Consider the following 16,090-nt stretch of genomic DNA (forward strand, 5'->3'; position numbering starts at 1 on the left):
AAGGAGCGAGGAGATGAGCATCAAGGTTGGTGTGCTGGGAGCGGGATTCATCGGCCGGATTCACGCGCTCATCCTGAAGCGGGATCCGCGCGTCGAGTTGGTTGGGATCGCGGACGTTGCGCCGTCCGCAGCCGCGCGCCTGGCGGTCGAGGTGGCAACGACGCCGTGTGATGGGCTGCCTGCCCTGATGGACGCCGGCGCCCAGGCGGTCTTCATCTGCACGCCCAACGTGCGGCACGTGGAGCCCGTGGTAACCGCGCTAGATGCCGGGCTGCACGTCTTCTCCGAGAAGCCGATGGCCACCTCGCTCGACGGCGCCAGGACCATCCGGGACGCGGCCGGGAGGTCGAAGGGCATCTACCAGATTGGGTTCAACCGGCGGTTCTCCAACGCCTATCGCTTTGCTAAGCAGCGGATCGAGGAAGGCCGCATCGTGCCCCGCCTCGCACAGATGAAGCACAACCGCGGGGAGCTTCAGCAGCCGGCCTGGACCGGCGACCGGTCGGTGACCGGCGGGTACCTGTACGAGACGCCGGTGCACCTGTTTGACATGGGGCGGTTCCTGTTCGGCGAGGTCGCCGAGATCACCGGTAGCGCTCGCCAGAGTGCCTACGATGAACCCGACGGGTTCATGATGCTCTTCACCTACCACAGCGGCCTGGTGGCGTCCGTGACAAGCGTGGCGCACACGTCGTGGCTGTTTCCGTACGAGCGGGTTGAGATCTACGGCGTCCACTCAACGATCGTAACCGAAGAGCTGGAGCGCGCCTGGTTCAGCCCTGGGGTCAGGGAGCAGGTCGAGGCCGTGGACTGCTTCCACATGCCCTTCGATCAGAAATGGGGCTACATCGAGCAGGATAGGTTGTTCATTGATGCCGCCCTTGGCGAACGGCCCCCGGCGGTGACCGCCGAGGACGGCTACCGGGCGACCGAGCTGGTGGAAGCCGTCTACCGCGCGGTGCGGGACGGGGGCGTGGTGCGGCTACCGCTCGATGGGTGACAGGTAGGGCCGCAGGACCCCGGCCGTCCGGATGCAGGACAGGCACAGGAGGAGAAGGTGCGCTACCGGCTTCTGGTCGCGGACATAGATGGGACGCTGGTAAACGCCTCCCGCGAGATAACGCCTCCTGTGCGATCCGCGGTCGCCGCGGCGCAGTCGCGCGGCATCCGCGTGTGTCTGGCCACAGGCCGCATCTGGCCGTCGGCGAGGCAATTCGTCGAGGGGTTGGGCGCCGACCCGCCGGCCATCCTGTACAACGGCGGCATGGTCTACGACTTCGCCCGCGACGAGATTTGGTTGCGCAGGCCGCTGGCAATGGATCAGGCGAGGGACGTACTGCGCATTCTGAGACGACATCCCTCGGTGCAGCCGCACCTGTACGCGGGTGACCGGGTCTACGTCCCCGCGATGAACGCGCTCACGGAAACCTACCAGGAGAAGGACAGTCTGCGTGCCGATCCGGTGGGCGACCTGGCCGACTGGCTGGAGGCCGACCCCGCTCGGGTGCCGATGAAGATCCTGAACATCGGCGAGCGGCCTGCGCTGGAGGCGGTCGCCCGAGATCTCGACGCGCTGCCCTATCCTGTAAACCACGTCTTCTCGGAGGCCATCTACCTGGAGGTCCTGCCGCCCGGGGTGGACAAGGGTACGGCGCTGCAGGCGGTCGCAGCACGCCTGGGAGTGGGCAGGGAGGAGATCATCGCCGTCGGCGATAACCTGAACGACCTTGCTATGATTGAGTACGCCGGGCTGGGGGTCGCGATGGCGAACGCCCCCGAGACCCTCCGCGCCCGCGCGGATTTCGTGGCGCGCAGCAACAACGACCACGGCCTCCAGGAGGTGATCGAGCGGTTCGTCTTGATGCCCATGGAAAGGGCATGAGGGTTAGCGAAGGCACGTCGAGCGGTTGAACGAGATTAGTGTCGGAGGAGGGGAGAGCATGAAGCGATTGATCGCGATGGGACTGCTGCTGGCGCTGGTGCTGGTAGGCGTGGGAGTCAGTCAGGCGCAGACGACCAGGATCGTGGTCTACTCAGCCCTGCCGGATCTCGAGACCACGATGGTGAACCGCGAGTTCACCAAGCGGACGGGTATCTCGGTGGAGGCCCTCAGCGTTGCCGCAGCCGGTACGATCGCGGCGCGGATTCGAGCCGAGAAGGACAAGCCGCGCGCGGACATCTTCACGGGCGGCTCCCGGGACTTCCACATCCCGCTGGCGCGCGAGGGCCTGCTACTGGCCTACAAGTCGCCGGCGTTTGCCGAGGCCAAGGTCAGCCCGGTCTACATCGATCCCGATGGGTTCTGGCACGGTTGGTATCTTGGAGCCCTGGCGATTATCATCAACACCGACCGGTGGGACCGTGAGATGGTCCCGCGCCGCGTGCCCAAGCCGGCCACCTGGGACGACTTCCTGCGGCCGGAGTTCAGAGGGCACTTCATCATGCCGAGCCCGATTACGACCGGGGGCGGCTACATCTTCACCGCCGCGCAGATCTTCCGTCTGGGCGAGGACCGCGCATGGGCATACCTGCGCGCCCTGAATGCCAACGCCTCGCAGTTCACGCCCACCGCACCCGGCACCATCACCCTGCTGGCCCGCGGCGAGGGCATAGTGGGCATGCAGTGGGCGCATGAGGGCATAGGCGCCCGTTTGGCGGGGATGCAACCGCTGGAGACCATCGTCCCGCCCGATACCGGGTTTGAGGTCGGCGCGGTCTCTATCATAAAGGGCGGCCCGAACCCAGAGGGAGCCAAGGCCTACGTAGACTTCCTGGCCAGTCGGACCCCGCAGGACATCAACGCCAAGTTCGGGTACCGCTACCCGGTGCGGGCCGACGTGCCGGTGCCCATGGGGGCAACTAGGTTCGAGGACTTGAAGTTCGTCAAGTACGACCTCGCCTGGGCCATTGACAACATGACCCGGGTTCGCGAGCGATGGACGCGGGAGATCGGGCGCTAGTAGCGCGCGGATCTTGTTGAAACCCATGCGGGGTGGCCCGAGCGTGCGTTCGATGCGCCGGGCCACCCCTGAGGGGTGGTATTTGAGCCTGTGGCCGTGATCCGTTGGGGAGAGGTCCGACGGCATGCCGGCGATCCCGGTGTCGCGCTTGCGTTCGCAGGTGCGGCGGTCATGCTTGGGCTCTTCGTGCTGTATCCGGCCTTTCGCGTGCTGGTCTATCCGGCGCTGCAGGACTACCTGGAGATCCCCAGGAGCCTGCGGTGGATGCAGGCGGCCCGCAACAGCCTGGTGATGATGGTCATCTCCACCCTGACGGCGACGCTCGCGGGGCTGATCTTCGCCTTCGCCGTCACGCGCCCGGACGTGCCTGGACGGCGTTTCTTCCGGAGCATCGCGGTGCTGCCCATATTCGCCCCACCGTTTATGGTGGCATTTGCCTACATCCTGATGTTTGGCCGGCAGGGACTAATCACAAAGACGGTTCTGGGGCTCGACGCCAACATCTTCGGCTGGCACGGGTTGTGGCTCGTCCAGACGGTGGCCTTCTTTCCCCTGGCGATGCTCATAATCGTTGGAGTGCTGGAGGGCATCAATCCCAGCATGGAGCATGCCGCCAGGAACCTGGGCGCCGACGAGTGGGCAGTAGTTCGTACTGTCTCGCTTGCACTCGCCCGGCCCGGGATCGCCGGCGCGGCGCTCGTGGTCGCCATCTCGGTACTGGCCGATTTCGGCAACGCGGTCGTCATCGCGGGCGGCTTCCCGCTGCTGGCCACCGAGGCGTGGTTCCGGATGGAGGGGCTGGCAGACCTGAAGGGTGCGGCGCTCGTGGTTGCGATGCTGATCGTTCCCACGGTCTGCCTGTTCCTGCTCGAGCGCTACTGGGTGAGCCGGAGGGTCTATACAACGGTGACCGGGAGGGGATCGCGGGTGGAGCGGCCGCCGACGCACCCCGTGCTGAAGTGGGGCACGTTCCTGTTCTGTTGCCTGATGAGCGTGATGATCGGGTTGGTGTACTTCGGCGTCGTGGCCGGATCGCTAACCGCGGTGTGGGGCCGGGACTGGACCGTGTCCCTGGCGCACTGGCGCCTGGCGATGGATCGGATCCCAACACTTTTGGCGAGCGTGAAGATCGGCGCGATGGCCGGCGTCATCACCGGTGTGGTGGGCGTCGCGGTTGCGTTCCTGACCTCACGCCGCCTGCCATTGAGGCAGGTGCTGGACTTCCTGGCCGTCCTGCCCGGTGCCCTGCCCGGGGTGTTCGTGGGCGTGGGCTTTGTGCTGGCCTTCAACCGCCCTCCGCTCGAACTGGTCGGGACCCCCTGGATACTGGCGCTGGCGCTTGCCTTCTGGCACCTGCCGATGGGATACCAGGCTGCGGTGGCAACGCTCAAGCAGGTCGAGCGGTCCATTGAGGAGGCCGCGACGAACCTTGGGGCCAGCGGGCTGCGCGTCCTCTGGGATATCTACGTGCCGTTGCTGCGGCGCGCCTTCCTGGGCGCGTTCACCGTGTCGTTCATACGATCGGTGACCAACGTCAGCATCGTCGTATTCCTGGTCACGCCGGGCAACATAGTGGCCACATTCGCCATTCTGAACATGATTGGAAATGGAATCTGGGGGGGCGCAGCGGCGCTGACCACCATGCTCCTGCTGATCACCTTTGCCTCGGTGGGCGTGGCACAGGCCGTGGTGGGCAGGACGTTGCGCTCGATGCCGATGGGATGATGGGCATGACGGAGGCACACGTACGATTCCTGAACGTCACCAAGCGCCTGGGCGCGACGCTGGCGGTGGACCGCGTGTCCCTGGACGTGCCCGAGGGGAGCTTCACGACGCTGCTGGGACCCTCAGGCTGCGGCAAGACAACCACGCTTCGCATGGTGGCCGGGTTCTACCACCCCGACGCCGGCGAGATCTACGTGCGTGACGTCCCGGTCACCGACATCCCCGCGCACCGCCGCAACACCGCTATGGTCTTTCAGGAGTACGCGCTGTTCCCGCACATGACCGTGGCGGAGAACGTCGGGTACGGCCTGCGCATGCGGCGCGTCGAGTCCGCCCAGGCCCGGCGCCGGATCGGCGGCGTGCTGGAACTGGTCGGGCTGGTGGGTCAGGAGTCCAAGTTTCCTCACCAGCTCTCCGGAGGCCAGCAACAGCGCGTGGCGCTGGCGAGGGCACTCGTGGTCGAGCCGGAGGTGCTGTTGCTCGACGAGCCGCTCTCCAACCTGGACGCCAAGCTGCGCGTCCGAGTGCGGACCGAGATACGCAGCCTTCAGCAGACACTGGGCAAGACCACGATCTACGTGACCCACGACCAAGAGGAAGCCCTATCCATCTCCGATCGCATCGCCGTGATGAACCAGGGCCGGGTTGTCCAGGTGGGCACGCCGCAGGAGATCTACTACAGGCCTGCCGACCGGTTCGTGGCCGATTTTGTGGGGCTGGCCAACTTCGCTCCGGTGCAGGTGGTCGCCCCCGGCCGAGTTCGCCTGGACGAGGTCATCCTGCCCGTGGAGAGTGCCGTGAAGCCTGGTCCGGCGCTGCTGGTCGTGCGCCCGGAGACCATGTCGTTGGCGGCCTCGTTCCCCACGGCTCCCGGTCTGCCGGCCCTCCGCGGGAGGGTGAAGACCGTGGCCTTCCTGGGCGGGCTCGCACGGTACTGGGTCGAGGCAGTTGGCAAGGAGTGGATCGTAGACCACGCCGCGCCCGGCGAGCAGCTGCTGCGCGGCGAGGTCTACCTGACGCTGGCACCGGAACGAATGCACGTGCTCTACGAACGCGAGGTCACTCACGATGGGGAGGGTCAGGCATGAGCAAGTGGCAACTCCCGCCTCCGGGCGGGCACATGGACAGGCGCACGGGTGTCTACGTGCAGAACATGACGATGCGCGACATTGACGAACGACTTGAGAAGAACGATGTGCTCATCGTTCCGCTCGGCGCCACGGAGGCGCACGGACCCAACGCGCCGATCGGGGAGGACATCTTCCTGGTGGCCAGGATGGCCGAGGCGGTAGCAGAGCGCACCGGCTGCACGGTCTCCCAGCCGCTGTGGTTCGGATCACACCCGTACCACCACCTTGGGATGCCGGGAACGGTAGTGATTCCAGAGGATGTCTTCTGCAGCTTCGTACGCTCCATGATCGCGGGCTTCTGGAACATGGGGTTCCGCAAGCAGATCCTGCTCAACGGGCACGGTCAGGAGTTCGTGATTCCCGTCGCCATCCATCAGTTCGGCAAACGCTACCGAGTGCCCGCGCTGATCGTCAACGTGAACTGGTATCATGCAGTTCCCGACTACTTCAAGACCAAGGCGGACGGTGGGCCGTACGAGACCCAGTTCATCCACGCCGACGAGGTCGAGACCTCGTGGTGCATGGCGCTGTTTCCCGAACTGATGAAGCAGGAGTGTGCGGTGGACAACAAGCCGTTTGGTTTCCTGCCGGAAGGTCACGTGGACAAGGCCGGGAACCTGATGCGGCGCCCGATCAACTGGTACGGGCACATAGGCGCGGGCCCGATCGAGGTTAAGGCATACCCCGAGGGCGTAGTGGGCAGGCCTACCCTGGCCTCCGCGGAAAAGGCCCGGCCGGGCGTCCTGGCGCTGCTGGACTACCTCGAGAAGCTGGTCACCGACATCCTGAAGACCTTCCCGCCCGGAGTGCTGCCGCCGGTGGAGTACGTGACCGAGCGTGACAAGGAGGAGATCGAGGCCGTGCTCAAGGGCCCGACCAAGGGCGGCAAGAGCATCTACTCGCTTGCGTACCCGCCATAAGGAGCGCAACGCGAATGCCGGCGACTGTGAGCAGGGGCGCATGAGACTTAGTCTCGTCGTCTCCGTGGAGGAGACGGCCTTCGACGCCGTGGCGATCCGGGGCGGCTGGGAGGCGGGCGTTGCCCGCCTGGCCGCCCTTGGATTCGACGGCGCGGAACTGGCGATCCGTGATGCCGCGGTGGTTGATGCGGGCCGGATCGAGGCCGTGGTGCGCAACGCGAACCTCGCGGTGCCCGCCATCGGGACCGGGCAGGCGTTCCTGCGGGATGGGTTGAGTCTGTCAAGTGCGGACGCCGGGGTGCGCCTGGCAGCAGCCACACGGCTCCTGGGGCACGTTCGCCTTGCGGCCCGGCTGGACAGTTTGGTCATCATTGGGCTCATCCGTGGGCGGGCCGAGGGCGGGCAAGCGGCCACGGCCTCCCGGTTCCTGGAGGGCATCGGCCCGGTCCTGGACGCGGCCGCGTCCGCAGGCGTCCGGCTGGTCATCGAGCCGATCAACCGCTACGAGACCGACTTCCTGGTGACCGTGGAGGAGACCCTTGAGGTGATCGGCGCGTCCGGTGCCCCACACCTGGGGGTGCTGGCCGACACCTTCCACATGAACATCGAGGAAGTCACGATCGGGGGCGCCCTGGCTGCCGCCGGGCCGCGGCTGTGGCACGTGCACGTGGCCGACAGCAACCGCTGGGCGCCTGGGCTTGGGCACCTGGATTTCCCGTCCATCGTCAACGCGCTCAGGCAGTGCGGCTACGAAGGGTTCCTTTCGGCGGAGATTCTTCCCAGGCCGGATCCGGAGACCGCGGCCAGACAGGTCGAGAGTTTCATGCGGCCGATCGTCGCCGGCGGCGCTTAGCCGACAAGCCCGAGCGGAGGCACGGAGAGGGGACAGTCGAAGCACATACCGATGGCACGGCACGGTCCACAACCCGGACTGACGAGGAGGCTGATGCGTGTGCGAATCGCTGTCATAGCCACTGCGCTCGTCGTTCTGGCAGTGTCGGTTGCGCCTCTGGGGGCCCAACCGGCGAGGATAATGGTCTACAGCTCGCTCCACGAGACGGAGATCGCCGCGATGCTGGACTCCTTCACGCGGACGACAGGCGTCCGCGCGGAGTTCATCCGCGCGTCCTCCGGCGAGCTTGTGGCGAGGATCAGGGCCGAGCGTGCCTCGCCCAAGGGCGACATCCATCTGGGCGGTCCGGCGGACGGGCATGAGGTGCTGGCCGCTGAAGGCCTGCTGGAGCCGCACAGGTCGCCTGAGCACAAGTTCATCGGCCCCCGGTTCCGCGATCCCAAGGACCGCTGGCACGGCTTCTACATCGGGGCGCTTGCGATCGCCGTGAACAAGACGCGGTTCGAGAGGGAGATGCGGCCAAAGGGGCTCGACTACCCTAAGAAGTGGGAGGACCTGCTGCATCCCGCCTACAAGGGCGAGATCGTGGTGGCCAACCCGTTCACCTCGGGCACGGCTATGACGTTCATCGCCGCCCACGTCCTGCGTCTCGGCGCAGATCGTGGATGGAAGTATCTCGAGGATCTCGACAAGAACGTGAACCACTACACGAGGAGCGGCGCAGCACCCGCCCGCATGTCCGCGGTCGGCGAGTTCCTGATTGGGATCACCTTCGGCCACGATATCCTCAAGCCGATCTCCGAAGGGCATCCCTTGTACATCGTCTATCCGCCCGACACCGGCTGGGAGGTCGGCGGTGTATCCATAATCAAGGGGGGCCCGAACACCGCCGGCGCCAGGAAGTTCATTGACTGGCAGCTCGGCAAGGACGCGGGCAAGCTGCACTCGGACATCTCGCTGCGTATCTCGGTGCGCTCGGACGTCCCGGTGCCGAAGGGCGCGATCCCGATCACGGAGATCCGGCTCTTGAAGGGGTACGATCTCTGGTGGGTGGCCCAGCACCGGGATGCCCTTCTCCGGATCTGGGATTCCAAGTTCAGGAGATAGGCCGGATGCGGTATAGCACTTGCTGACGGCTGCTGGACTGCGAGTCAGAGAGGTCCGATGGCTCCTGCGCGAGCCTGCGCTGCTCGCTGTGCTGGTGGCCGTTGCCGCCCTTCTCGTTCTCTTTGTGCTCCTGCCGGTCATCCGGGTCCTGAGCGTCCCGTCGGCCGAGCACTGGCTGGCGTACTTCCAGCGCGAGGCGTTTGTGCGAGCGACCCGCAACAGCCTGCTCATGGCAGTGCTTTCCACGAGTTCTGCCATGGCCGTGGGCTTTCTCTACGCGTATGCGATCGTGCGGGCGGACATCCCGGCAAAGGGGCTGTTCCGGACAGTAGCCCTGCTGCCGCTCGTCTCGCCGCCCTTCGTCACCGGGCTCGCGACCATACTGCTGTTTGGGCGAAGGGGACTCATCACCCACGGGCTGTTGGGCCTGACGTACAATCCTTACGGCTGGCACGGCCTGTGGTTCGCCCAGACCCTTTCGTTCTTCCCGATCGCCTACCTTGGGGTCGCAGGCGTGCTGCGGGCCATCAGCCCCTCGCTGGAGCTGGCCGCCCACAACCTCGGCGCACGCCGCTTCGCCGTGTTCAGGACGATAGCGGTGCCCCTGGCGACGCCCGGCCTGGCGAGCGCCGCGCTACTCGTGAGCATCTTCATCCTTGCTGACTTCGGGAATCCGATGCTGCTGGGCGGCGACTTCTATGTGCTCGCGACCGAGGCATACCTGCAGGTGATCGGTCGGTACAACATGGAGATGGCGGCGGTGCTCTGCACCGTGCTGCTGGTTCCGGCACTGGGCTTCTTCCTGGCGCAGCGCTACTGGGTCGGCGCCCGGGCGTACACCACGGTCACGGGAAGGCCGACAGGCCTTACGCCGCTCCGCGTCTCAGGGCCGGTGAGGTGGATCCTGTTCGCGGCGTGCCTGCTCGTGGCGATGATCGTCCTCTCGGTCTACCTCGTCATCGCCGCAGGGGCGTTCGTGCAGGTCTGGGGTGTGGATTGGACGTTCACGCTCAAGAACTTCCAGTACACCCTCTTCAGGCAGCGAGACCTGTACAACAGCGTGCGCTTCGGCGCGATGGCAGGGGCTATTACGGCGGTCGCGGCCACGGTAACGGCCTACCTCACGCAGCGCAAGTCGTTCCCGGGCCGGGGGGCGCTGGACTTCCTGACGCTCCTGCCCGTGGCGCTCCCGGGGACGCTGGTCGGCATAGGGTTCGTGCTGGCGTTCAATCAGCCCCCGATCGAGCTCGTCGGCACCGCGACGATAATCGTCGCCGCCATGGCCGTGCGGACCCTGCCGGTGGGATACCGGCTATCGGTGGCGTCGCTGCACCAGATTGACACCTCGATCGAGTGGGCCTCGCGCAACCTCGGAGCGTCGAGCCTGAAGACGTTCGCCAGGATCATGCTTCCCCTGCTCAGATACGCCTTCGCCGGGAGCTTCATATACTCGTTCGTCAAGTCAATCAACACGCTCAGCGCGGTCGTCTTCCTGATGACGCCCGGAAAGGTGGTCGCATCGGCTTCGATCCTGGGCCTGGCCGATCACGGCTACTGGTCGCAGGCCACGGCGCTCGCGTTCTCGCTAATCGCAGTGGCGCTGCTGGCGCTGGGCGCGCTACGCCTCGTTGCCGGCCGGCGCGTGCAGCTGTTTGATCTATAGAGGCAGGGACACGATGACGAGCATCCACGTGGAACTGAGCGGGCTGAAGAAGCGGTTTGGCGACGTCACAGCGGTGGGCGGCGTTGACCTGGCCGTACCCGAGGGATCGTTTGTGACGCTGCTCGGCCCGTCCGGGTGCGGGAAGACCACGACGTTGCGTCTGATCGCCGGGTTCTACGACCCGGACGAGGGTGAGATGAGGATCGGTGGCAGGCGGATCAACGACCTTCCCCCGGACCAGCGCAACACGGCCATGGTCTTCCAGGACTTCGCGCTGTTCCCGCACATGACCGTTTTCGAGAACATCGCCTACGGCCTGCGGATGCGCGGCCAGCCGAACGCCGAGATCTCCCGGCGGGTCGAGGAGACGGCGCGCCTGCTCGGGCTCGCGGGTATGGAGCGCAAGTGGCCGCTCCAGCTCTCGGGCGGTCAGCAGCAGCGCGTGGCGCTCGCCAGAGCCCTGATCGTCGAGCCCGAAGTCCTCTTGCTCGACGAGCCGCTCAGCAACCTGGATGCCAAGCTCCGCATCAGGGTGAGGACGGAGATCAGGCAGATCCAGCAGCAGTTGGGCAAGACCACGATCTACGTGACCCACGACCAGGAGGAAGCGCTCTCGATCTCGGACACGATCGCGGTTATGGCCGCGGGCCGCATCGTCCAGGTGGGCACGCCCTACGAGGTCTACTACACGCCCGCGTCGAGGTTCGTGGCAGACTTCGTCGGCATTGCCAACTTCGTCGAGGGCCGCGTCGTCCGGGACGGCGGCGCCGCAGGGGTCGAGGCCGGGGGTGCTGTCCTCGAGATGGGGACCAGGGATCTGCGTGCCGGCAGCGCTGTGCTGCTCGCGATCAGGCCCGAGGCAGTGCGCCTCCTGGAACCGGGCGTATCCCTGGAGGGAAAGAACGTCCTGCGCGGCGTGGTCACCGCCAGCAGCTTCATGGGCAGTCTGGCCCGCTACTGGATCGAGGCCATGGGGACCGAGTGGGTCGTCGACGTGCACATGCCGGTCCCGAGAAAGCTGCTGGCGGGGGAGGTCGTCCTGCAGATCCCCGGAGAGCGTATCCACGTCCTTGAGCAGCGCTAGGCTGAACGGTTTCATGGATCGAGCAGGCCGAAATAGACAGGTCTGCGGAGGCTTGGGCACGAAGCTTTACAGGAGGGATCGGTGGGCATAGAAAGATCGCGCAAGGGGGTATAGTGATGAAGCGACTGTTGTTGGCAGTGCTGGTAGTTGCGCTGGCAGGCCTGAACATCGCCCACGCCGGGCCGGCGGCCGGTCGGGTTGCCGTGCTGTGCAGCCCGGCCGTCGAGTGGTGCGACGCCCTCAAGGCCCAGTTCCCGCGGGCCACTGGGATCACGCTCGACTTCGTGCGGATGAGCGCCGGTGAGGCTCTCACCCGCCTGCGTGCCGAGAAGGCGAACCCCACGTTCGACGCGTGGTTCGGAGGTACCGGCGATCCGCACTTCGTCGCCAACGAGGAGGGACTGACCGAGTTCTTCAAGCCACGCAACTGGGACGACCTGCGGCCCGAGTTCCGCGACGCCGTCGCGGGCAAGTACATCCCGCTGTACGCCGGCATCCTTGGCTGGGCGCTCAACCCGAAGCTGCTCCGCGACAAGAACCTGCCTGAGCCCCGCACGTGGAAGGACTTGGCCGACCCACGCTACAAGGGCCTCGTGGCCTACCCTAACCCCACCACCTCAGGGACCGCCTACACGATGGTGGCGACCATGGTCCAGCTCTACGGCGAGCGCGAGGCCTTCGAGGTGCTGAAGCGGATCCACCCCAACGTGGCGGAGTACACGCGTGCCGGCGCGGCGCCGGGCGTCCTGACTGGGCGCGGCGAGGTCGCGATCGGCGTGACGTTCAACCACGACTCGGTGGTGCAGATCCTGCGGGGGTTCCCGATCACGTATGGTTCGGCGCGCGATGGGACCGGTTACGAGATAGGCGGTATCAGCTTGATCAAGGGGGCGCCCAGCCGTGCAAACGGGATCGCGTTCATCGAGTGGGCGCTGAGCCCGGAGGCGCAGCGCCTCGCGAGCGAGGCCGGTGAGTCGTACCAGATTCCCTCCAACGCGAAGTCTCCCATACCCAGGGTCTCGCCGCGCTTCCAGGACTTCAATGTCATCAAGTACGACTTCGTCAGGTTCGGCAGGGCCGACGTGCGAGACAAGCTGCTCGATCGCTGGCTGAAGGAGGTCTTCCCGCTGCCCAAGTAGGCCGCCGGCTGCGCTCCGCAGGCCATCCCGACAGCAGCGACCGCGCGCCTTTTCCACAGAGGAGGCTTGGTGGCGCGACCGGGCGTGGGCTGAGGGCTGGGGGGTGAACCGCGCTGCTATACTGGCGCTGAAGGAGGTGTAGCCGATGAGACGGTTCTTGCTGTCAGGATTGATGCTCGCGCTGGCAGGCTTGGGCATCGTCCACGCCGGGCCGGCGCCTGGTAGGGTAACCGTGATCTGTAGTGCGGCTGTCGAGTGGTGCGATGTCCTCAAGGCGCATTTCCCGCGCGCCACGGGCATCGCGTTCGACTTCGTGCGCATGAGCACCGGCGAGGTGCTGGTGCGGCTGCGTGCCGAGCGGGCCAATCCGGTCTTCGATGTGTGGTTCGGCGGGACAGGCGACCCCCACTTCGTGGCAAACGAAGAGGGGTTGACCGAGTCTTTCCGGCCGCGCAACTGGGACGAGTTGAGGCCCGAGTTGCGCGATGCCGTCGCCGGCAAGTACATCCCACTCTACGCCGGGGTCCTGGGATGGGCGCTGAGCCCCAGGTTGCTGCGCGAGAAGAACCTGCCCGAGCCCCGCACCTGGAGGGACCTGGCCGAGCCCCACTACAGGGGGCTGGTGGCCTACGCGAACCCCTCGACTTCAGGCACGGGGTACACGATGCTTGCGACGATGGTGCAGGTGTACGGTGAGAAGGAGACGTTCGAGATACTCAAGCGGGTCCACCGCAACGTCGCCGAGTACACCAGGGCCGGGGCCGCTCCGGGAGTGCTGACCGGCCGGGGCGAGATAGCGATCGGCATCACGTTCAATCACGACTCGGTCATGCAGATCCTGCGGGGATTCCCCATCACCTACGGCTCGGCGCGTGACGGGACCGGCTACGAGATCGGCGGAATCAGTTTGGTGAAGGGCGCGCCCAACCGCGCCAACGGGATCACGTTCATCGAGTGGGCGCTAACCCCAGAGGCCCAGCGACTGGCTGGTGATCTCGCCGAGTCCTACCAGCTCCCCTCGAACTCCAGGACACCCGTGCCGCGTGTCTCGCCGCGCTTCCAGGATTTCAACGTCATCAAGTACGACTTCGTCAAGTTCGGCAGATCCGACGTGCGAGACCGCCTGATTGATCGCTGGCTGAAGGAGGTCTTCCCGCTACCCAAGTAGGCCGCAGGTTGCGCTCGGCAGGTGGGTGGAAGGAGTCCACCCACCTGCTATTCCAACAGAGGCGTCCGCGCGCCATTTCCACGGAGGAGGCCTGATGACCAGCTCCACGATCGCGATCACCCGCCCCGCGCACGCGCCGAGCATGACGCTTCTGGCCTGGGGAGGGCTGGCACTAGCCGGCGGCCTGTTGCTCCCCTGGTTCAGGACCGGCCGGGATCTTTCCGTCTTCGTCTCGGGAACGGCGGGGATCGGGCTGCTGGGCTCTGAGCCGGCCGTGGCCGCGGCCCTGGTTTGTGCGCTCCTTTCCGCCATCCTGGGCATGCTGAGGCTGCCGCTCTACCGCCGCGGCCAGCTGGCGCTCGTCACGGCCGCCGCAGGGTGCACTCTGGTCGCGCTTGCCCTCGCGGGTCACGGCCAGCCGATGGGTCCGGCGCCGGTAGTGATGTTTCTATGCTTTCTTTCGCTGGTTGGAACCGGGCTGTCGCTGAGCGGCTACCTGCGCGCCGATGCATTCATCGCGGCGAGCATAGTCTGGGTCGCGGTATTCGTCGTGCTCTTCATCCTGTACCCGCTGTGGGCCGTGCTGCAGGCGAGCGTGGTGGTCAAGGGGCGGCTGACGCTTGAGATGTTCGGCACGGTCTTCCAATCGCCGAACTTCCTGATGGTGAACAACCCGCTCACGCCCCGGGACGAGATGCGCATCGCCGCGACGTTCGGAGCCGTGGTCGCTGCGGTCGCCGGGTTTGTGGCGGCGGTGCTTACCAGGAAGATCCGCGCCGTGGTCGTGTGGGTGGCAGGCAGCGGCATCACCGGGTTGTTGCTCGCGGCCCTCTACCTGGGATTTGGAGCGGTGCGCAACAGCGTTCTGCTGGCTGCGGTCGTGGGCGTTGCCTCCACCGGTTTGGGGTTCCTGTTCGCGCTGCTGGCCGAGCGATCCCAACTCCCCACGCGGCGGCTGCTGGGGCCGGTCTCGATCCTTCCTATTATTACCCCGCCGTTCGTCCTGGGCCTGGCCATGGTCTACCTGTTCGGACGGCAGGGATTCGTCACGCACTCCGTGCTCGGGCTGTCAACCACCGTCTTCTCCGGGCTGCTAGGGCTGTCAATCGCCCAGATCCTGGCATACACGCCCATCGCCTTCCTTCTGCTACAGGGTGTTGTGCGCGCCATGGACATAGCCCTCGAGGAGGCCTCCGAGACGCTGGGGGCCTCCAACTGGTACACGCTGCGGACGGTTATCTGGCCGCTGGCGCGCCCGGGGATCGCGAACGCCTTCCTGCTGACGGTGATCGAGAGTCTGGCCGACTTCGGCAACCCCGTAGTGATCGGTGGCGGCAAGCCATACCTGGCGACAGAGGTGTTCTACGCCATCATCGGCCGCTACAACCCCAATGAGGCCGCTGTGTTCGGGGTTGTGCTGCTGAGCATGACGCTGGCGATCTTCCTTGTTCAGAGGTACTGGGTGGGCGAGCGGTTCTACGTGACGGTTACAGGCCGGCCCACCCATGCCACGCCGCGCAAACTGCCCCCGGCCTTGGACTACGCCGTCACCGGCGTGTTTCTGGTCTGGGTGCTGCTGATTGTGCTGCTCTACGGTTCGATCTTTGTCGGCAGCGTGACCAAGCTCTGGGGGTTTGACTACACCTTCACGCTCGCGCACGTGAAGGGGCTGTCCCCCTCGGGCTGGCACGTCTTTCGGACCACGGCCTCACTGTCGCTCATTGCCGCGCTGCCTTCCACCGCGCTGGGATTCCTCATCGGCTACCTGGTCACGCGCTACTCGTTCCCGGGGAGGCGGGCGCTGGAGTTCTCCTCGATGCTCTCGTTCGCGGTGCCCGGCACCGTGATGGGGATCGGCTACATCCTGGCCTTCAATACGGGGGTCCTCCTGTTGACGGGAACTGAACTGATAATCATCCTGGCCTTCGTCTTCCGGAACATGCCGGTGGCGATCCGCTCCGGGGTGGCGGCCATCCACCAGATAGACCGCTCGTTGGAGGAGTGCTCGACGATGCTGCGGGCTGGCTCGGTAACGACGCTGCGGCGCGTGGTCGCCCCACTCGTTCAGGCGGCACTGCTTTCCGGGCTCGTCTTCGCGTTTGTCCGGGCGATGACGGCCGTCAGCCAGGTCATATTCCTGGTGACCCCAAAGGTGAACCTGAGCACGGCTCTCATCCTGTCATACGTTGAGCACGGCAGCATGGGTAGGGCCGCGGCGCTTTCGTCGGTTCTGGTCGTATTCATGGCCGTTGTGATCATGATCATGTACTCGCTTACGACGCGGATAGACGCACGGGCTGGGCGCGGAGCGCAGGCCAAGCCCTAGGAAGCCGAGGTGTAG

Annotated in this window: 13 protein-coding genes; all 13 read left to right on the plus strand. The window is 66.0% G+C overall.

Going from position 1 to position 16,090, the window contains the following annotated elements; translation table 11 throughout:
- Nucleotides 1–13 precede the first annotated feature (13 nt).
- The 13 genes from FJX73_09615 (at nucleotide 14) to FJX73_09675 (ending at nucleotide 16,075) form a co-directional block, all read left to right on the plus strand.
- On the plus strand, nucleotides 14–1,000 hold the full coding sequence (locus FJX73_09615; GenBank protein MBM3471032.1) for a Gfo/Idh/MocA family oxidoreductase: 987 nt from the start codon (nucleotides 14–16) through the stop codon (nucleotides 998–1,000).
- A gap of 57 nt (nucleotides 1,001–1,057) precedes the next feature.
- Nucleotides 1,058–1,882, plus strand: a complete 825-nt coding sequence (locus FJX73_09620; protein ID MBM3471033.1) for an HAD family phosphatase — start codon at nucleotides 1,058–1,060, stop codon at nucleotides 1,880–1,882.
- 58 nt (nucleotides 1,883–1,940) lie between these two features.
- A complete protein-coding gene (locus FJX73_09625; GenBank protein MBM3471034.1) occupies nucleotides 1,941–2,960 on the plus strand; it encodes an ABC transporter substrate-binding protein in 1,020 nt (339 codons plus the stop codon).
- 75 nt (nucleotides 2,961–3,035) lie between these two features.
- Nucleotides 3,036–4,685 carry an iron ABC transporter permease gene (locus FJX73_09630; protein MBM3471035.1) on the plus strand — a complete coding sequence of 550 codons (1,650 nt, stop codon included), beginning with the start codon at nucleotides 3,036–3,038 and terminating at the stop codon, nucleotides 4,683–4,685.
- Nucleotides 4,685–5,773: an ABC transporter ATP-binding protein gene (locus tag FJX73_09635; protein ID MBM3471036.1), complete on the plus strand. Its 1,089-nt coding sequence runs from the start codon at nucleotides 4,685–4,687 to the stop codon at nucleotides 5,771–5,773. Before FJX73_09630 ends, FJX73_09635 begins: the two co-directional genes overlap by 1 nt.
- Nucleotides 5,770–6,735, plus strand: coding sequence for a creatininase family protein (locus FJX73_09640; protein MBM3471037.1), 966 nt, complete (start codon nucleotides 5,770–5,772; stop codon nucleotides 6,733–6,735). The genes FJX73_09635 and FJX73_09640 overlap by 4 nt, the downstream gene beginning before the upstream one ends.
- 40 nt (nucleotides 6,736–6,775) lie before the next feature.
- Nucleotides 6,776–7,588 carry a sugar phosphate isomerase/epimerase gene (locus tag FJX73_09645; protein ID MBM3471038.1) on the plus strand — a complete coding sequence of 271 codons (813 nt, stop codon included), beginning with the start codon at nucleotides 6,776–6,778 and terminating at the stop codon, nucleotides 7,586–7,588.
- Nucleotides 7,589–7,639: 51 nt separating this feature from the next.
- Complete coding sequence (locus FJX73_09650; protein ID MBM3471039.1) at nucleotides 7,640–8,695, plus strand: ABC transporter substrate-binding protein; 1,056 nt, start codon at nucleotides 7,640–7,642, stop codon at nucleotides 8,693–8,695.
- Nucleotides 8,696–8,714: 19 nt separating this feature from the next.
- Nucleotides 8,715–10,358 carry an iron ABC transporter permease gene (locus tag FJX73_09655; protein ID MBM3471040.1) on the plus strand — a complete coding sequence of 548 codons (1,644 nt, stop codon included), beginning with the start codon at nucleotides 8,715–8,717 and terminating at the stop codon, nucleotides 10,356–10,358.
- 13 nt (nucleotides 10,359–10,371) lie between these two features.
- Nucleotides 10,372–11,442: an ABC transporter ATP-binding protein gene (locus FJX73_09660; protein ID MBM3471041.1), complete on the plus strand. Its 1,071-nt coding sequence runs from the start codon at nucleotides 10,372–10,374 to the stop codon at nucleotides 11,440–11,442.
- A 116-nt stretch (nucleotides 11,443–11,558) separates the two neighbouring features.
- Nucleotides 11,559–12,581 carry an ABC transporter substrate-binding protein gene (locus tag FJX73_09665; GenBank protein ID MBM3471042.1) on the plus strand — a complete coding sequence of 341 codons (1,023 nt, stop codon included), beginning with the start codon at nucleotides 11,559–11,561 and terminating at the stop codon, nucleotides 12,579–12,581.
- Between the two features lie 145 nt (nucleotides 12,582–12,726).
- A complete protein-coding gene (locus tag FJX73_09670) occupies nucleotides 12,727–13,749 on the plus strand; it encodes an ABC transporter substrate-binding protein (protein ID MBM3471043.1) in 1,023 nt (340 codons plus the stop codon).
- A 94-nt stretch (nucleotides 13,750–13,843) separates the two neighbouring features.
- Complete coding sequence (locus FJX73_09675) at nucleotides 13,844–16,075, plus strand: iron ABC transporter permease (GenBank protein ID MBM3471044.1); 2,232 nt, start codon at nucleotides 13,844–13,846, stop codon at nucleotides 16,073–16,075.
- Nucleotides 16,076–16,090 lie beyond the last annotated feature (15 nt).

This window comes from Armatimonadota bacterium (assembly GCA_016869025.1).
Classification (GTDB): domain Bacteria; phylum Sysuimicrobiota; class Sysuimicrobiia; order Sysuimicrobiales; family Humicultoraceae; genus VGFA01.